18 protein-coding genes are annotated in these 16,279 nt (G+C 42.7%); 10 read left to right on the plus strand and 8 right to left on the minus strand.

Annotated elements, in window-relative coordinates; genetic code table 11:
• Window positions 1-23: 23 nt before the first annotated feature.
• Genes BM095_RS04225 through moaD form a run of 5 tightly spaced genes read left to right on the plus strand, consistent with a single transcriptional unit; the run spans window position 24 to window position 3,581 of the window.
• The gene (locus BM095_RS04225; protein WP_091658003.1) at window positions 24-1,052 is read left to right on the plus strand and encodes a ThiF family adenylyltransferase; all 1,029 of its coding nucleotides are present in this window, start codon (window positions 24-26) and stop codon (window positions 1,050-1,052) included.
• 52 nt (window positions 1,053-1,104) lie between these two features.
• A complete protein-coding gene (locus BM095_RS04230; protein WP_091658006.1) occupies window positions 1,105-2,397 on the plus strand; it encodes a molybdopterin molybdotransferase MoeA in 1,293 nt (430 codons plus the stop codon).
• A gap of 32 nt (window positions 2,398-2,429) precedes the next feature.
• Window positions 2,430-2,882, plus strand: coding sequence for a molybdopterin-guanine dinucleotide biosynthesis protein B (locus BM095_RS04235; protein WP_245757805.1), 453 nt, complete (start codon window positions 2,430-2,432; stop codon window positions 2,880-2,882).
• Window positions 2,879-3,355 carry a molybdenum cofactor biosynthesis protein MoaE gene (locus BM095_RS04240; protein WP_091658011.1) on the plus strand — a complete coding sequence of 159 codons (477 nt, stop codon included), beginning with the start codon at window positions 2,879-2,881 and terminating at the stop codon, window positions 3,353-3,355. Before BM095_RS04235 ends, BM095_RS04240 begins: the two co-directional genes overlap by 4 nt.
• A complete protein-coding gene (gene moaD, locus BM095_RS04245) occupies window positions 3,348-3,581 on the plus strand; it encodes a molybdopterin converting factor subunit 1 (RefSeq protein ID WP_091658014.1) in 234 nt (77 codons plus the stop codon). The genes BM095_RS04240 and moaD overlap by 8 nt, the downstream gene beginning before the upstream one ends.
• A gap of 119 nt (window positions 3,582-3,700) precedes the next feature.
• Here moaD and BM095_RS04250 read toward each other — a convergent pair whose 3' ends face one another.
• From BM095_RS04250 to BM095_RS04260, 3 genes are all read right to left on the minus strand, one after another.
• Window positions 3,701-4,675: a glycine betaine ABC transporter substrate-binding protein gene (locus tag BM095_RS04250; RefSeq protein ID WP_091658017.1), complete on the minus strand. Its 975-nt coding sequence runs from the start codon at window positions 4,673-4,675 to the stop codon at window positions 3,701-3,703.
• Between the two features lie 79 nt (window positions 4,676-4,754).
• Window positions 4,755-5,603 (minus strand): ABC transporter permease, encoded by an 849-nt coding sequence (locus BM095_RS04255; protein WP_091658020.1) that lies wholly within the window; start codon window positions 5,601-5,603, stop codon window positions 4,755-4,757.
• Window positions 5,596-6,795, minus strand: coding sequence for a quaternary amine ABC transporter ATP-binding protein (locus tag BM095_RS04260; protein WP_091659730.1), 1,200 nt, complete (start codon window positions 6,793-6,795; stop codon window positions 5,596-5,598). The genes BM095_RS04255 and BM095_RS04260 overlap by 8 nt, the downstream gene beginning before the upstream one ends.
• A gap of 298 nt (window positions 6,796-7,093) precedes the next feature.
• Here BM095_RS04260 and BM095_RS04265 point away from each other — a divergent pair, with 298 nt between their 5' ends.
• The gene (locus BM095_RS04265) at window positions 7,094-7,645 is read left to right on the plus strand and encodes a GbsR/MarR family transcriptional regulator (RefSeq protein WP_091658022.1); all 552 of its coding nucleotides are present in this window, start codon (window positions 7,094-7,096) and stop codon (window positions 7,643-7,645) included.
• Between the two features lie 197 nt (window positions 7,646-7,842).
• Window positions 7,843-8,373 (plus strand): nitroreductase family protein, encoded by a 531-nt coding sequence (locus BM095_RS04270; protein WP_091658024.1) that lies wholly within the window; start codon window positions 7,843-7,845, stop codon window positions 8,371-8,373.
• A gap of 161 nt (window positions 8,374-8,534) precedes the next feature.
• Here BM095_RS04270 and BM095_RS04275 read toward each other — a convergent pair whose 3' ends face one another.
• Window positions 8,535-9,482, minus strand: coding sequence for an agmatinase family protein (locus BM095_RS04275; protein WP_091658027.1), 948 nt, complete (start codon window positions 9,480-9,482; stop codon window positions 8,535-8,537).
• Between the two features lie 151 nt (window positions 9,483-9,633).
• Here BM095_RS04275 and BM095_RS04280 point away from each other — a divergent pair, with 151 nt between their 5' ends.
• Window positions 9,634-10,650: an LLM class flavin-dependent oxidoreductase gene (locus BM095_RS04280; protein WP_091658029.1), complete on the plus strand. Its 1,017-nt coding sequence runs from the start codon at window positions 9,634-9,636 to the stop codon at window positions 10,648-10,650.
• Window positions 10,651-10,754: 104 nt separating this feature from the next.
• Here BM095_RS04280 and BM095_RS04285 read toward each other — a convergent pair whose 3' ends face one another.
• The gene (locus BM095_RS04285; protein ID WP_091658032.1) at window positions 10,755-11,327 is read right to left on the minus strand and encodes an NAD(P)/FAD-dependent oxidoreductase; all 573 of its coding nucleotides are present in this window, start codon (window positions 11,325-11,327) and stop codon (window positions 10,755-10,757) included.
• Window positions 11,328-11,511: 184 nt separating this feature from the next.
• Here BM095_RS04285 and BM095_RS04290 point away from each other — a divergent pair, with 184 nt between their 5' ends.
• On the plus strand, window positions 11,512-12,084 hold the full coding sequence (locus BM095_RS04290) for a thioredoxin family protein (protein ID WP_091658035.1): 573 nt from the start codon (window positions 11,512-11,514) through the stop codon (window positions 12,082-12,084).
• Window positions 12,085-12,413: 329 nt separating this feature from the next.
• Window positions 12,414-13,460: a nicotinate-nucleotide--dimethylbenzimidazole phosphoribosyltransferase gene (cobT, locus tag BM095_RS04295; protein WP_091658039.1), complete on the plus strand. Its 1,047-nt coding sequence runs from the start codon at window positions 12,414-12,416 to the stop codon at window positions 13,458-13,460.
• Between the two features lie 5 nt (window positions 13,461-13,465).
• Here the strand turns inward: cobT and BM095_RS04300 are convergent, their stop codons facing one another.
• The 3 genes from BM095_RS04300 to BM095_RS04310 form a co-directional block, all read right to left on the minus strand.
• The gene (locus BM095_RS04300; RefSeq protein WP_245757806.1) at window positions 13,466-14,926 is read right to left on the minus strand and encodes a HAMP domain-containing sensor histidine kinase; all 1,461 of its coding nucleotides are present in this window, start codon (window positions 14,924-14,926) and stop codon (window positions 13,466-13,468) included.
• A complete protein-coding gene (locus BM095_RS04305) occupies window positions 14,913-15,596 on the minus strand; it encodes a response regulator transcription factor (RefSeq protein ID WP_091659736.1) in 684 nt (227 codons plus the stop codon). Before BM095_RS04305 ends, BM095_RS04300 begins: the two co-directional genes overlap by 14 nt.
• A gap of 202 nt (window positions 15,597-15,798) precedes the next feature.
• Complete coding sequence (locus BM095_RS04310; protein ID WP_091658042.1) at window positions 15,799-16,029, minus strand: hypothetical protein; 231 nt, start codon at window positions 16,027-16,029, stop codon at window positions 15,799-15,801.
• Window positions 16,030-16,279: the final 250 nt, after the last annotated feature.

Raw genomic sequence — 16,279 nt, forward strand, 5'->3', positions numbered from 1 at the left:
GGCTGCAGAAAGGAGGCAAAGCATTGAACAGTCGTTATACACGTCAAGAAACATTTAAAGGAATCGGGAAAGAAGGACAAAAAAGGCTGCGTGAAAAGCATGCTCTCATACTTGGCGTAGGTGCTTTAGGAAGCGCGAATGCAGAGATGCTTGTACGTGCCGGTGTGGGAACGGTAACTATTATCGACCGTGACATCGTAGAATGGAGCAACCTGCACCGCCAACAGCTGTACACGGAAACGCACGCAGAAAACCAGACACCAAAAGCCATCGCTGCAAAAGAGCGATTGCAAAATCTGAACCGAGAGACGGTTATCAAGTCATACGTCATAGACGCAAAAGCAGATAATTTAGAAAAGCTTGTTAAAGAGGCCGATGTGATTATCGACGGCAGTGATAATTTTGATATACGTTTTATTATCAATGACTTAAGTTTAAAGTACCGAATCCCTTGGATTTTTGGAGCATTTGCAGGAAGCTTTGGGATGAGTCATACTTTTATTCCTGGTCAGACCCCCTGCCTTCAATGCTTGCTCCCTGCTCTTCCGACCGATGGAATGAGCTGTGAAACTGCTGGAATTATCGCTCCTGCTGTTCAAGTGACCGCCTCTTACCAAACAGCTGAAGCTATGAAAATATTGACGGAAAATACCTCGGACTTGCGCCAGACGCTCTTACTATTTGACGTTTGGAAGGCACAGCACCAATCTATCGGAATGAAAGGTGTAAAAAAAGCTAGTTGTTCTTCTTGTGGAGACCACCCCTCTTATCCTTACTTACAAGCGGAGGGAAATACGAAACTTGAAGTTCTTTGCGGGCGGGATACTGTCCAAATTCGTCCCCCAAACATCACTTCTTATAATTTCTCCACACTAGCCAGGGAACTCGAGCAACACGGTGATGTCCACCATAATCAATATATATTGACTTGTGTTCTGCCGGAATGCAGAATGAATGTTTTTCACGATGGAAGAGTGCTCATCCACGGCGTTAATGAGGTGGAACGAGCAAAACTTTTATACCAGCGTTTCTTTGAACATACCGGATCCTGAACTCGATAACCCAATATATAAGATAACATCGCAGTAAAGGAGGAATAGCAGAATGACAGTAGAAAAAAGAACTCCTCTTCCCATTTCAGAGGCAGTAGAACGAGTAATGGAGCACACCAAACCACCTGAAAAAGAATGGGTTTCAGTGGAAGAGGCATATGGTAGATATCTCGCTGAAGATTTAATCGCTGATCATGACGTTCCTTCCTTCGACCGTTCCCCTTATGACGGTTTTGCTATTATTGCCGGTGATACATCGGAGGCTTCCAGAGAGAACCCTGTTACCTTGGAAGTCATTGGCGAAATAGGTGCGGGAGATGTATTTGAAGGACACGTCACACATAATCAAGCCGTTCGTATTATGACGGGGGCAAAAATTCCTGATGACTGTAATGCTGTCATCATGCTCGAGCTCGTCCATGAGTTCATGGAGAATGGTAAGCCCTATATTGAAGTAAAACGGTCTTTACAAGAAGGAGATAACATTTCTTTCCAAGGAGAAGACACTCAGAAAGGAACCCCGCTCGTCCAAAAAGGGACGTGCATCAATCCTGGTGTGAATGCTTTATTAGCTACGTTTGGATACAATCAGGTTCCTGTTGCGAAAAAGCCTGTCGTTGGGGTGGTCGCAACCGGAAGTGAGTTACTCGATGTGAGCGAGCCACTATCTCCGGGAAAAATTCGTAATAGTAACTCTTATATGATGTTAGCTCAAATAAAAAAAGCGGGTGCGGAAGCGAAGTACTTAGGAAAGCTACAGGATGATTTTGAAGAATGTCTACAAGCGGTTCGAGACGCCCTTGACGAAGTAGACATCCTCATAACAACGGGCGGTGTTTCTGTTGGCGACTTTGATTATGTCCCTGCCATTCTTGAAAGCCTGGACGCAACTGTTTTATTTAATAAAGTGGCAATGCGGCCAGGAAGCGTGACCACAGTAGCGGCCGTCGGCGATAAACTTATTTATGGCTTATCCGGAAACCCATCTGCTTGTTACGTAGGTTTTGAAGTGTTTACTCGACCGGTTATCCGCCATTCCTTAAGTTCCCAGACGCCGCACCTACGAAAAACAAAAGCAGTGTTAGGAAGTGACTTTCCTAAACCAAATCCATTTACTCGTTTTGTAAGAGCTTCCATAATAGACACTGATGGCCAATATACTGCCGTTCCTACCGGTTTAGACAAATCAGGTTCGGTCACTTCCCTTTCACAAGCAGATGTCTTTATTGTGCTCCCAGGTGGGACGAGAGGATATGAAAAGGGAATGTCGGTTGATGTTCTTTTCCTCGAAGACCATAAAGGAAGTGAATGGCCTTGGAGCAACATTGTTCCATCCTACAGATAGTAGGACATAAAAACAGCGGGAAAACTACCCTGATGGAAAAATTAATTCACTTCAGCGCCCAAGATGGCTTGCAGGCGGCTACTATCAAACATCATGGACATGGAGGGTATCCAGCAAACGACTTCCCTCCTACTGACAGCTCCCGTCACAGTCGTGCCGGTGCCTTCCTTTCCTCTGTCGAAGGGGACGGGCAGTTGTATTTACAGGCCGTCCAAGAAAGCTGGTCCCTCGCAGATCTCCTCCATCTGTACCGCCAGTTTCAGCCGGACATCATTTTTGTAGAAGGGTATAAGAGAGAGGATTATCCAAAAGTGGTGCTTCTTAGAGACAAACATGACCTTCACTTGTTATCGGAATGCTCCAATATATTTTGTGCTGTGGGACCAAGTTCTATAGCCTGTTACATGAACGAATTCCCGTTCTATCGTATGGACGATCCACATACACCCAAACATATCTATCAAAAGGTGATGAGTTCAGTATGACTGAAAAAAAACGTTTCCTCATTACTGAGGAGCCAATTTCAACAGAGGATGTTATTCAAAAAGTGATCCGCCGAGAATGCGGTGCGGTTACGACATTTATGGGAACCGTAAGAGAATTTACTCAGGGAAAACAAACTATCCGCTTAGAGTATCACGCGTATAAAAGTATGGCTGAAAAAATGCTCGCTGAAATTGACAAAGAAGTTAGCAACAAGTGGCCCGGAGTAACAACAGCCATTACTCATCGTGTGGGCACGTTAGAAATTACGGAGACAGCTGTTGTGATCGCAGTCTCTTCTCCTCACCGTAAAGCAGCATATGAAGCAAACGAGTACATTATCGAGCGAATTAAGCAAATTGTTCCGATTTGGAAAAAAGAGTATTGGGAGGATGGCACTACTTGGGTAGGCGATCAGCTAGAAAAGGTTCCTTATCCAGAAGGTGCCCCTCAGAAAGGAGCACACCATGGTTAAAGTATTACTGTTCGCCCGCCTTCAAGAAGAAGCAGGTACGGATAGCCTTACTGTTCCGCAATCTGATATGTCGGTAGCTGAGTTGAAACAATGGTTGGAAAAAGAATATGGTTTAACCTCGCTTTCTAACACGATGACCGCAATCAATGAAAATTACACAGATGACTCCGCTTTATTATCAGAAGGAGACACCGTTGCCCTTATTCCCCCCGTTAGCGGAGGGTGAGATGGAGGAACGCCTGGTCTAGCCAAGACTGTTTAAAGCTGAATATAACACAAATTTTAATGCTTTCTTAAGAACAATAAAACCGGACAAAGGCTTTCATGCCCATGTCCGGTTTTTGATTAATTTGCTGGATCAAGGTCTTCAATAGAGTCGACATCCATATATTCAGGTACGACCAACCCAATTTTAGCACCTTCTAAGTTAGCACCTAAATCTACTAAATTATCTTTATGCTGTTCATACAAATCCCCGTGTGTAGCCGGAAGCCATGCAGCTACCATTCCGTCCACATCACCATTCGCAACAGATTCCCACATTACCGCATTATCAAGAGGAGTAATCGTTACGTCAAATCCTAGATCAGTAAGAACATTAGCTACTACATTCGTAGAGGCAACTTCTGTATCCCACTCTACATACACGAGCTCGATTTCTTTACCGTCTACTTCTTCTGCACCTTCTGTCCAAGTGTCAACGACATCCTGATTCTCTTCTACGAAATTCTCTGCTGCTTCTTCAGGGGTAGCGCCTTCATTGATCTCGAGCATAACAGAGTTCATATCATCTTCACTCCACTCAAACTGATCAAGAACTGTATAAGCATTTGGCAAGTCCTCTTCAAGGCCTTCACGAACCATTGTTTTAATTTCTTCTGCTTCACCAAAGACCCCTTGTGGATCCTCTAAGTATTTCAAATCATACGCCTCAAATTTCCAGTGAGGGCTCCAACCTGTCACAACAATAGGTTCTTCGTTATCAAACGCTTCTCCTAACGCCGTAGCCATTGCACCGCTTGAAGATGTTTCTACTTCCCATCCTGCCAAGCTTTCATATTCTTCTGTTGCATTTTCAGAGGCTTGTACTACGCCGGCACCAGGTTCGATACCAGTAATCGTATAGTCAAGCTCTTCACCGTAAGCTGCACCGCCTTCAGAAGATTCTCCACCGGATTCCTCAGACGTTTCTTCCGTCGTTTGTTCTCCTCCTTCAGAACCTTCCTCTCCAGATTCTTCTCCGCCTCCGCAGCCTGCTGCTACGAGAGTAAAAGATAGTCCAGCTGCTACACTAAGACGTTTCCAGTTAAATTTACGCATTGTAAAATATCCCCCTTTAGTTAATAATATCTATGGTTTACTTACCAGCTGAAGGATGTGCAGCTGGTAAGTTTCACCCCTATTTTGATTTGTTTACGTTTTGTGTGAAGCGGTCAATAATAATAGCGAGTATAACAATACCGAGTCCCGCTACAAACCCAGTACCTACTTGAGCTCTCTGCAAGGCGGAAAGCACTTCTCTTCCCAAACCAGGTGCACCGATCATCGAAGCAATAACAACCATAGACAAAGCTAACATAACTGTTTGGTTAACGCCAGCCATAATGGTTGACCTCGCCATAGGAAGTTCCACTTTAAACAATTTCTGAGAGGCTGTGCTACCGAAAGCTTCAGATGCTTCCACGAGCTCTGTAGGCACTTGTCTTATCCCAAGATTAGTCAAACGCACAGTCGGCGGGGTTGCAAATATGAGAGATGCAAACACCCCCGGCACCATGCCGATACTAAAGAAAGCAACTGCTGGAATGAGATAGACAAAAGCCGGCATCGTCTGCATGAAATCCAGTACTGGAGTGATAATGGTCTCAGCTGTCTTACTCTTTGACATCAGAATTCCTATTGGTACACCAATAATTACAGACAGCACACTCGCTATCAAAACAAGCGTGAAAGTAAACATTAACTCTTCCCATAATCCTTGGTTGTAAATCAGTAACAAGCCGACAATCGAAAACGCAGCAAGTCCGAATTTTTTACCTGACACAAAAAACGCCAAAATTGCTACGATAAGTATAACAATTACTGGAGGAATCGCAGCTAACTTATCCGCTGTGAATTCCATAAAATCGCCAAATTGATTTTTTATCGGGTCAAATAGGAAAGCAAACGTATCTGTAAGCCAATCCGTAAAGTTACTCGTCCAATCTGCTATCGGTAATTCAGGTACATTTTTCATAAAATCAAGCATGGTCTAATGTCACCTCACTATCACTCGCAAGCGCAGCAATTACCGCACCACGAACGATAATGCCAGCTAACTTACCATCTTCTACAACAGCGATCGGTACGGAAGAATCGTAAATAGCATTAAAAATATCATGCATTGGTGTATCCTTCGTCACTGTTGGAACATCTGTTGTTAAAATCTCTTGTAAATCTCTAATATCTTTCTTGCGTGCCTCCGAAGCGTCATCGGCTGTTACGTACCCTTTTAAATTACGTTTTCTATCGACTACATATATACTCGATAACCCTTCCTGTCTCATACGCTCTAAAGCTACCCGAGGGCCGTGTTTATCAATGTCAATGGTTTCCGGCCTCTTCATAATATGATGCGCTGTCAGGATCTTCGAACGATCGACATCTTCCACAAACTTCTCTACATAATTATTGGCAGGATTCATTAGGATATCTTCCGGGGTTCCTACTTGGACAATCGATCCGTCCTTCATAAGCGCAATTCTGTCCCCGATTCGAAGAGCTTCATCTAAATCGTGGGTAATAAAGATAATCGTCTTCTTCATATTCTCTTGCAAATCCATCAGTTCATCTTGCATTTCTTTTCTAATCAATGGATCCAAAGCGGAAAAAGCCTCATCCATGAGAAGCACTTGGGGATCATTGGTAAGTGCTCGTGCAAGACCGACCCGTTGCTGCATTCCACCTGATAACTCATTCGGATACATATCTTCGTATCCTTTCAAGCCGACAAGCTCCAATGCAGTCATCGCTTTTTCCTTTCTTTCTTCTTGACTGACCCCTTGAATCTCTAAACCGTACTCTACGTTGCTGCGAACAGTACGGAAAGGGAACAGTCCGAATTTCTGAAACACCATGCTCATTTTCTTCCTGCGTGTCTCGCGCAGTGTTTTTTCATCCATGGTTGATAGATCTTCTCCATCTACCCACACGCTTCCAGCTGTTGGCTCTATTAGCCGATTTAATAAACGAACTAATGTTGATTTACCACTGCCGGATAAACCCATAATTACAAATATCTCGCCGTCTTCCACCGAGAAGGACGCACGATTTACACCTACTGTATTACCTGTTTCCTTCAAAATTTCATCTTTGGTTTTATTTTTTTGTAAAAGTTCTAAAGCCCGTTTCGGCTTTTTGCCAAAAATTTTGGTCAGGCCTTCCACTTCAATTTTGGCCACCATTCAACACCTCTACAATCCGTTTTTTTCCGTACTGATCAAACACCCATTTTACTATACGCGAGTAGTAACAAAGTATCAAACGTCATGTGAACTTCTTATTGTTCGTTTCGTACGTACAGTTTTTACCGTACAAACTTTATTAGGCAATATCGACAATTTCCTCCTCATTTCGTAACCTTTCCTTCTACATATTCGATTTGGACGGTTTATATTATTTTGTTAAAATTTTGGTGATTGTATTAGGATAGACCTAAAAATATATCCCTCTATTTATTGGCAAAGGGAGGCCCACATCATGGAACATCTAGAGAGCGAAGAAACAGAAGGTCGTCAGAAGCTTCACGATACGCGCCACAATTTCATTTCTTCCATAGCTCAAAATATGGACTTATACGGATTAAGCGAGACCAATGGAAGGTTATACGGCACCATTCTCTTTTCGGATAAACCAATGACACTCGATGATATGAGTCAAGCATTAGAAATGAGCAAAACAAGTATGAGTACAGGGGTTCGCTCATTAACAGAAGCTGGCATGTTATCACGCGTTTGGGAAAAAGGTGTAAGAAAAGACTTATATCAGACGGACGATGATTGGTATAAATCGTTTACTTCTATTTTTGTTAACCGGTGGCGAGAGTCTACGGATAAAAACAAGAATGCGGCAGTGAAAGCTAAATCCGAATTAGAATTTCTTTTTCAAATAACAGGAAAGGGCTCTTTACGAGAAGAGATTCAAAAGGACCTTGAGATATTAGATCAAGCGGTTCGCTACTATAGTTGGCTGAATGAGGTCATTAACCTTTTTGAAAATGGAGGAATTTTCGATATTATCCCCAAAAAATGAGCAATGGAGCTATCATCAGACAGGAGGAGGTCGACTTAGTGTCCTCCTGTTTCTAGGTATGGACAAGGTCTCCTCTTCATACCCTTGTGCCCCTCCTATGACAAAAACTTTGATACTATGTGTAAATCCTTATATATGTAAGGTGTGTTATAATTTATTTAATCCCTATTTATCCTATAAGGAAAGGAGATCTACTCTTGGAATTTAATCAGCTTATACGGGAACGAAGAGAAATTACCCAATATACCAATGATGCCATCCCCGATCATGCATTGCGTAACATTTTAGATGCCGCACTTCTCGCCCCTAGCGGAAACGGCCTTCCTTCCCGTGAATTTATTGTTGTACGTGAGAAGGAGAGACTACACCATCTAGAGGGAACTACTCCATTCATGCCTTGGTTAAAAGAAGCAGCTGCTGCGATTGTCGTCACAGGTCGCCCAGACGTGAGTAAGTATTGGCTGCAAGATGCATCGATTGCTTGCAGTTACATTTGGTTATCCGCAGTTGACCAAGGACTCGGAGCAGCATTTGGTGCCGTTTATCATGCGCACGATGAGAAAGAGTCAAAAATACGAGAAGACTTTGTCAGAAAAGCGCTGTCCATTCCATCGGATACTCGAATTCTTGCGATTATCGGTCTTGGATATCCAGCGGCTCATCCCGGTTCTAAAGAGCCTCCGGAAAATAGTGAACTTATTTATTATGAAAGCTACCAGAGAAAATAAAAGGGGCTAAGACTGTCTCTATCTTTTTACTTTCTTAGAGGCAGTCTATTTCATTACTTCAGACGAGGAATCTCCTCTCATTTGTTTCAATCCGGTTTTTTGGCAAGACAATGATTCCGGTTACTTTAACGTACCTTTACGGTGTTAAGACGCGACACACCCTAACTTCCACTCTTCACAACCCCTGCTAGCGCATACAATATAATAGTTGATGCGAGATGAGCGGAAAATTGATTGACATCGGTTTCGGGATATACTTCCACAAAATCCATACCAACGATTCCTTTTTTTCCAAATTCATGTACTAATGTCAATAATTCATAGGAAGTGAGTCCATTTGCATCAGGGGGACCTCCCGGATTAAACGCATAATCAAGAATATCACTGCAAATAGATAAGTATACGACATCCACGTTTTTGCTGGCTTTTTTATAAATATGATCTGCCATTTGATAGATGTCCTCACACTCTCGGATATCTCGAACTGTAATCGTTACGGCTCCTGCTTCGTTCGCATACTTCCCACTTTCGGGTTTATTTCTTGGTCCGTGAATTCCAGTGTGAATGAGACTTTCATTTCTGACACCGTCCAATTCGTATAGACGGGCAAATGGTGTGTTTCGAGCATATTTATCATTTCCAAAAGTCATCGCGTTATCATAATGAGCGTCGAGATGGATGATCCCTACTTTCTTTTTTCTCTCTTCCACTAGTCCTTTAATAATCGGATAGGTTATACTATGGTCGCCACCCAATCCTATAGGGAAAACAGACCGACTCCAAAGATGCTCTTTTGTAAAACGTGTAATACGATCCATCGTCTCTTCGGGATCATTCCAATTGATTGTTACATCGCCCATGTCCCCAAGTGCCATATGTTCAAAAACGTCTATACCATCAAGCTCTGGGAGAAATCCTGAATACCGGCCGGAAGCAAGCCTCATTGATTTTGGACCCATTTCACAACTTGTGTAATTTCCCCATGTGACGCCTCCTTCCCAAGGAACCCCGTAAATCACAGCATCTACCTCTTCTGCATCTTCTTTTGAATGTATCTTTTTACTGTTCAAAAAACATGGTGTATTTCCATAAACGAATTCGTCAGCCATCGTATCGCTCCTTCATTCATAACCTTCGACTATAGGTCTAACTTAACCATTTCCTTTTATGACACTTGCTAAACATTGCGCAATATCGTTGCATCTCCTCTTCACCTTCTACAATAATAAGGGTAGACAATATAAATGAGGTGGATTCCTATTGAAATTAAGTATTCTTGATCAATCTCCTATTTCTGAGGGGTCAGATACAGCCGAGGCTTTAGAAAACACACGGCGTCTTGCCAAAGTTGCAGACCAACTTGGTTTCACCAGATATTGGGTAGCAGAACATCATAGTACGAGCGGGCTTGCCTCTACATCGCCAGAGGTATTAATCCCTCATCTGGCAACAATGACTACACGTATTCGATTCGGCTCAGGGGGTGTGCTATTACCCCAATACAGCCCTTATAAAGTGGCTGAAAACTTCAAACTACTAGAAGCCTTATTTCCAGGAAGAATTGACCTTGGTGTCGGTCGTTCCCCAGGGGGTGGGGAGACAATAAGGCTTGCTCTAACCGACGGCATAAAAAAGAATTTAATTGAATTTCCACGACAACTGACTGAATTACAAGGCTTTCTTGATAACAATTTTCCTATAGGGCATGATTATCGCAAAATCAAAACATCTCCCGTTACGAAAACTCTCCCTGCGACATGGGTACTTGGCCTATCCAGCCGCAGCGCCAAACATGCCGCCCATAACAGTACAGGGTTCACTTACGGACACTTCATCCATCCTCATCAAGGGCAGGAAGCGATAGCAACGTATCTCGAGCACTTTCAACCATCTGAACGCATGCCCAAACCTGCAGTAAATGCTTGTGTATTTGTCATATGTGCCGAAACAGAAAAAGAAGCGGAAAAAATCGCTATTAGCCAGGATTTGTGGTTATTAGCAGTCGAAAAAGGTAGAAGCACAAAAGTAAAATCCATCGCAGAAGCAAAACGAATTCCACTTTCTTCAGCGGATAAGAAACGAATAATAGAAAACCGGCAACGTACCGTCATTGGTTCGCCCAACCAAGTCAAGAAAAAGCTTTTACAATTAGCCGATGCTTACCAAACAGATGAAATCATGGTTATCACCAACGTGTATGATTTTGAAGACAAACTACATTCTTATGAACTACTTGCTGAAACATTTGATTTAAGAGCGGAAAGTGATTCGCTGTAGAGGAGAAGCGTGTAGGCCCGCCAGGTGACTTGATATTTCACTTTTCCGCAGTCACATAAAAACCAGGCTCATAGAGATCCTTCTCTATCGCCTGGTTTTGATTATTATTCTTTGTCTTTTAACATGTCATGGTCCGCGTAACGCTCGCCATTCATTTCAGAAAGAATGTTTATAGCTACGTTCGCTCCGTCTCCTGCTGTGATAATAGTATGTACACTAACACCTGCTGTCACACCTGCGGCCCATACATTTTCCATACTAGTACGGCCATCATTATCCGCATCTACTATTGTTTTGATACGTGGCTCTGTGCCTTCTTTCGTAGTAATTCCAGAGGCCTCTGCAAGCTTTGCAGAATTACCCGTGGCTAAAATAACATACTTCGCTTCATACTCATTATTCTCTGTTTTCACTTTCACTTGCCCATTTCCTTCATTAGAAACCTCGGTGACTTCTTCACTAACAATTTCAGCCCCGAATGATTTCGCCTGTTCTTGTCCGACTTTTAACAATTCCGGCCCATCAATATCCGGTGCCCCGTAATGGTTTCGAATCCACGCCGGCTTCGTTACACTTTGGTCATTTTCTAGTACAAGTGTTTTCTTCCCTGCTTTTGCCGTGTAAATAGCAGCACTGGCTCCCGCTGGCCCTGCTCCAATAACGATTATATCGTACACTACACTTCATCCTTTCCTAGTTCCTATTTTTATGCAAAGATAGAATCTTTTTACTATTCCATGTTCCATTTTATCGACAACGAGTCGGGACAGCAACAATTCTGCTTCTATACTTCCTTCGCTAAATCTTCCTTCCATGACTTTTTTCTGACAAATGTTAAAATAATAGCGAGGAGGGATAATCATGCTATCTAGTACAAATATACACAGTAAACTTGGAAAAGGGATAACCCCAGAGTCTTTCATTGAAAAAATGAGGCCAAAATACAAAGAAACACTTGACCGCTATTACAACTTATTTACGTGGGAAGCCCACAACCGAGAAGCGATCGCACCCTTGAAGCAAAGAGAGGATATACAGTGCAGTATCCTTGCAGGAGATTGGTGTGGTGACGTCCATCGCAACCTCGGTCCTATTTTGGAAGTTATGAAAGAAGCTGAAATTCCGACAGAAATATTTATCATGGAAGAGCACGATGACTTAATGGAACAGTTTCTTACTATGGGCGGGCGCTCTGTTCCAAAAGTGATTCTCACCAATCAAGAAGGAGATGTTCTTTTTAGCTGGGGACCACGTCCGGCATATATACAAGAACCGATGATTGCATTTAAACAGCTTAACCTTGACGCAGATAATCCTGTACTAGATGAAGAACGTCAGAAAGCCTATGAAGGTATTTTTGCACGCTACGGAAAGAATGGAGACTACCAAAAATTAGTTGTCTATGAACTAACGAACCAGCTTTTACAACTTTAAATTTGCTGTCAACGTGATCGAAATGAGCTGTATCAAAAGATACTATTTAGTTGAGACATTAGATTTAGAAAATGGCTGTTCTCTTCAATACTTGTTGCTTTGAACGCAAAATGAGATTTGCTATCGGCGGACGCTTTTCGCCGAAGACGACGCCGCCTATTAAATATGAATATGTCTCCCTTTTGATACAGCCCCGTTGTACAGAAAAATCCAGCTTACGTTTTTAGAAGGAAGTCTGTGTTGGCATCTCGGGAGACACAACACATATTTCGTGTATAAACTACTATTATCTATTTTATTTTCGAGAGAACACATAAAGGAGACACCAAATGACTACGCAAAATTGCTTAAATGTACATATTCCATCACCGGATACAAATATCAAAAAACAGGTGGCAACATACATCGATCATTTAACTAAGCCTCCAGGAAGTCTTGGTCGGCTTGAAACCATTGCAACTGATTTAGCAGCTATGACTGCTTCCCCTTTCCCGGACGTGTCCCCGCCAGGAATCCTTGTATTTGCGGCTGACCATGGCATTGTCGACGAAGGGGTCTCTGCTTTTCCTCAAGAAATCACAGCAAAAATGGCTCAAAATTTCTTGCATCGCGGTGCCGCCATCAACGTGTTTGCGGACCAAATCGATGCTCATTTTCGACTAGTTGATATTGGAATGGCTACCGAAATGAACGCAGAGGGGATGATCTCGAGAAAAGTTAAACACGGCACGGAAAGCTTTCTACACCTTGATGCGATGACGAAAAAAGAAGCAATGAAAGCCTTGGATGCGGGATATGAAGAAGGAAAGAAAATGATTACAGATCAAGGTGTAAAATGTCTTATCCTCGGGGAGATGGGAATAGGAAACACGACGTCCAGCAGTGCTGTCATCGCCGCTCTGAGCAAAAAGCCAATTTCTGAGGTCACAGGAATGGGCACCGGTCTGACGAAAGATCGCGTTCAACATAAGCAGCACGTCATAACCCAAGCATTAAAGAACCGAAAAATAAACCGAGACGACCCTCTCGATGTATTAGCAAAAGTTGGAGGACTTGAAATAGCGGCGATGGCTGGTGCTATGGTAGCTGCGGCTTCACAAAGAACACCCATAATACTGGATGGCTTCATTAGCTCCACCGCTGCCCTAGTTGCGAAGGCACTTCATCCTAACTCCGCTGAATATATGTTTGTGGGACATCGTTCGACTGAACCGGGTCACGATGTCGCTCTTCAACTGTTGACTCAAAAGCCGCTTCTCGAGCTAGACATGCGATTAGGAGAAGGAACGGGGGCTGCATTATCGTTTCCTATCCTTAAAGCGGCTTGCGCTATGGTGAAAGACATGGCAACTTTCCGCGACTTAGAGAACTATTAATCCTTTCATTCATAAACTGGCAACTGAAATGTAAAGATGGTGCGCCCGGGGCTGCTTTCTTTTAGTAAAAGATCTCCTCCCATGCTCCGAGCCATCATTTTACTAAAAGGCAGCCCTAATCCTAACCCATGGGTATGATATTTCTTCTCTCCTCCTCGGAAAAACCGTTCGAAAATAAGATCTTTTTCTTCTTCTGCCACTCCTTCCCCATTATCCATCACATTTATTTCAACCGTATTTTCTTTCTTAAGATATAAAGAAACGTGAATACTCCCTTTTCCTTCTAATGCTTGCTTTGCATTGTTCATCAAATTGACAACGATCTGTTGTACTCGAATGGCATCCACTTCTACGTAGACCGAGTGTGGAAGCAGCTCTTTTGAAACATGGAGATGTTCTTCATCGTTAGCGACTTCCCATTGATACATAATTTCTTTCAATAATACATTTATTTCACGACGTTCTGTTTTCATCGGGACCGCCCTAGCTGTAAATGAATTAAACTCCAATAGATCCGCCACCATCGTTTTTAAACGGTTCGCTTCGTTCAAGGATACATTGAGAAATTCTTTCGCTTCTTCACCTGTGACGACGTCATCCCTTACAGCTTGAATGAGCCCAGTCATAGACGTTATCGGAGTCTTTAGCTCATGCGTCACACCTGCCATCATTTCAGACCGTAATAATTCCAGTTGTTGCAGCCTTCCTGCCATTTCCTTAAAGGAATGAACAAGTTCATATACTTCTTGCTCTCTCATATGTTCAGGAAGGGTAAAGTCGTAATTCTCTTCTTTTACATGCTTGGCAGCTGATGCTACCTGCTCGATGGGCCTTGTTAACCGTTTGGACAGAAAATAAATGGTTGCCCAGCCAATAAGTGCTAATGCCACAACTAATATGGCCAACAATCGATACTCTTCATTCATTTCCGTTAACTCTTGAGCGGATTGAATAGCCACAACCAAGCCTGCTGTTACCCCTCCTGCATCAATCGGTGTTTTTACAATGTAGGACTGATCTCCGTTCTCTAACTGAAGTTTGTGTGTGTCATGCTCTGCCCGTAATAAAGGAAGGGGGAAATATTCTTCTGTAAACGGGTTCCGTTCAAATGGATTAGCAATGACACGTCCATCCGCATTCACGACATAAATAATAGGATCTATTTCTGATTCCAGCAGAGCTTTTCTCTGTTCCATGTATTCCAGGATTCCTTCCTGTGGAACAGTATTACCTGAACGTTCTTCTACAAATCGGTCTGCCACTTCCTGGACTAGATATTGAGTCATGTTCAACCTATTTTCCAAGTTCGTGTGACGGATCCACAGGACAGATAAAAAAGCAACTACCAGCAATCCAATGACAAGTGTAATAAAATAGCGGGTCGTCCAATAACGAAGCAATGATATCTTTTTTTGACTCGTTGTTTTCTCCGCTGTCTCTTTCTGAAACTTGTTACTTATATACACAGAACTGGTACCCCAATCCACGAATAGTTTTTATTTGACCTTCATTCTCCGGCCAATTCTTTAACGATTTACGAATACGTTTAATAGATAAATCGACCGCCCGGTCACTGCCATCATAGTCGATTCCCCAAACATGTTCAATGAGCTGCTCTCTAGTAAATGTTTGATTTGGATGTCTAGCTAAAAACAAGAGCAAAGATAGATCTCTTGGAGTAAATGGAACCTCTATGCCATTTAGTTTAACGGTATGCGCTTTTTGATTGATGTGTAATCTTCCATATTGGTTCACATCTTCTTCTATAATGGAAGGCCCGCTTCTACGAAGAACAGCTTTTGTACGAGCAACTACCTCTTCCGGATCAAACGGCTTTGGTATATAATCATCAGCTCCGCTGTCGAACCCTTTTAACCGGTTATCTATTTCCCCTAAGGCAGTGAGCATAATAACCGGACAAGCACTCCTCTCCCGAATCTCCTCTAAAATGCCCCAGCCATCCCTTCCTGGAAGCATCACATCAACTAAAGCCAAGTCTGGCTGTATTTCTTCAAATGCAGGAATTGCTTCATTACCGTGAAAAACTGCTTTGACTTGATATCCTTCTTTTTCCATATATGCTTTGATCACTTTGCTAATAGCAACTTCATCTTCAATTAATAAAATAGTGGCCACTAATCCATCACTCCCTTCCATCCTTTTTCTCATTATACAAAAAGGAAACCCCTGATTCCGCTTCAGGGATTTCCGCTATTTAAATAGGGGGGTTTTATGAAAAAGAGAAACCAAGTATGGTGTTATATAAGCAATATGCCCTGGCTTAGGGTTGTACTTTTAAGGCAGTTTGTGGGGGGAACACGCCTTAATGTAACAGGATCTAAAGCTTACCTCTAGCCTTGCGGATGTCTAATGCAAGGGTATCCAAGTCTTTACCGTCTGTCGAAATACCAAGTCTCGCAGCATCGATCTTCATTTCGACTTCTTTCACTTCTCTTGCTACTTCATAGACATTTTTGTACCTTGTGTCGATATCAAGTTCCGCAGCTTTCTTTTCCAGTTCCGTAATCGTCATCGATCTTCTACTTGAGGTTTTCGTTTCCAGCAGCACCTCTCTTCCCTCCTGTAATGTGTATGGGATGGTGTGCGGATCGGTCATCTCCCGATCACAATTCTTACTTTACGATCCTTATATGTCAGATTAATGTCAATACAAAATTTTTTTCAATTAAATTAGCGAAAATCAAACGGAGTCGGACGAGTGGAAAGTCCAGCGTACATCACCTTAGGGACTACTAATAGTAGCCTGCTTAATATCTCATGATTAGAATTGTGTTCGTAGGAAGCCCTGACTTCAATCA

Origin of the sequence: Alteribacillus iranensis, from assembly GCF_900113025.1 — a bacterium.
GTDB classification, from domain to species: Bacteria; Bacillota; Bacilli; order Bacillales; family Marinococcaceae; genus Alteribacillus_A; species Alteribacillus_A iranensis.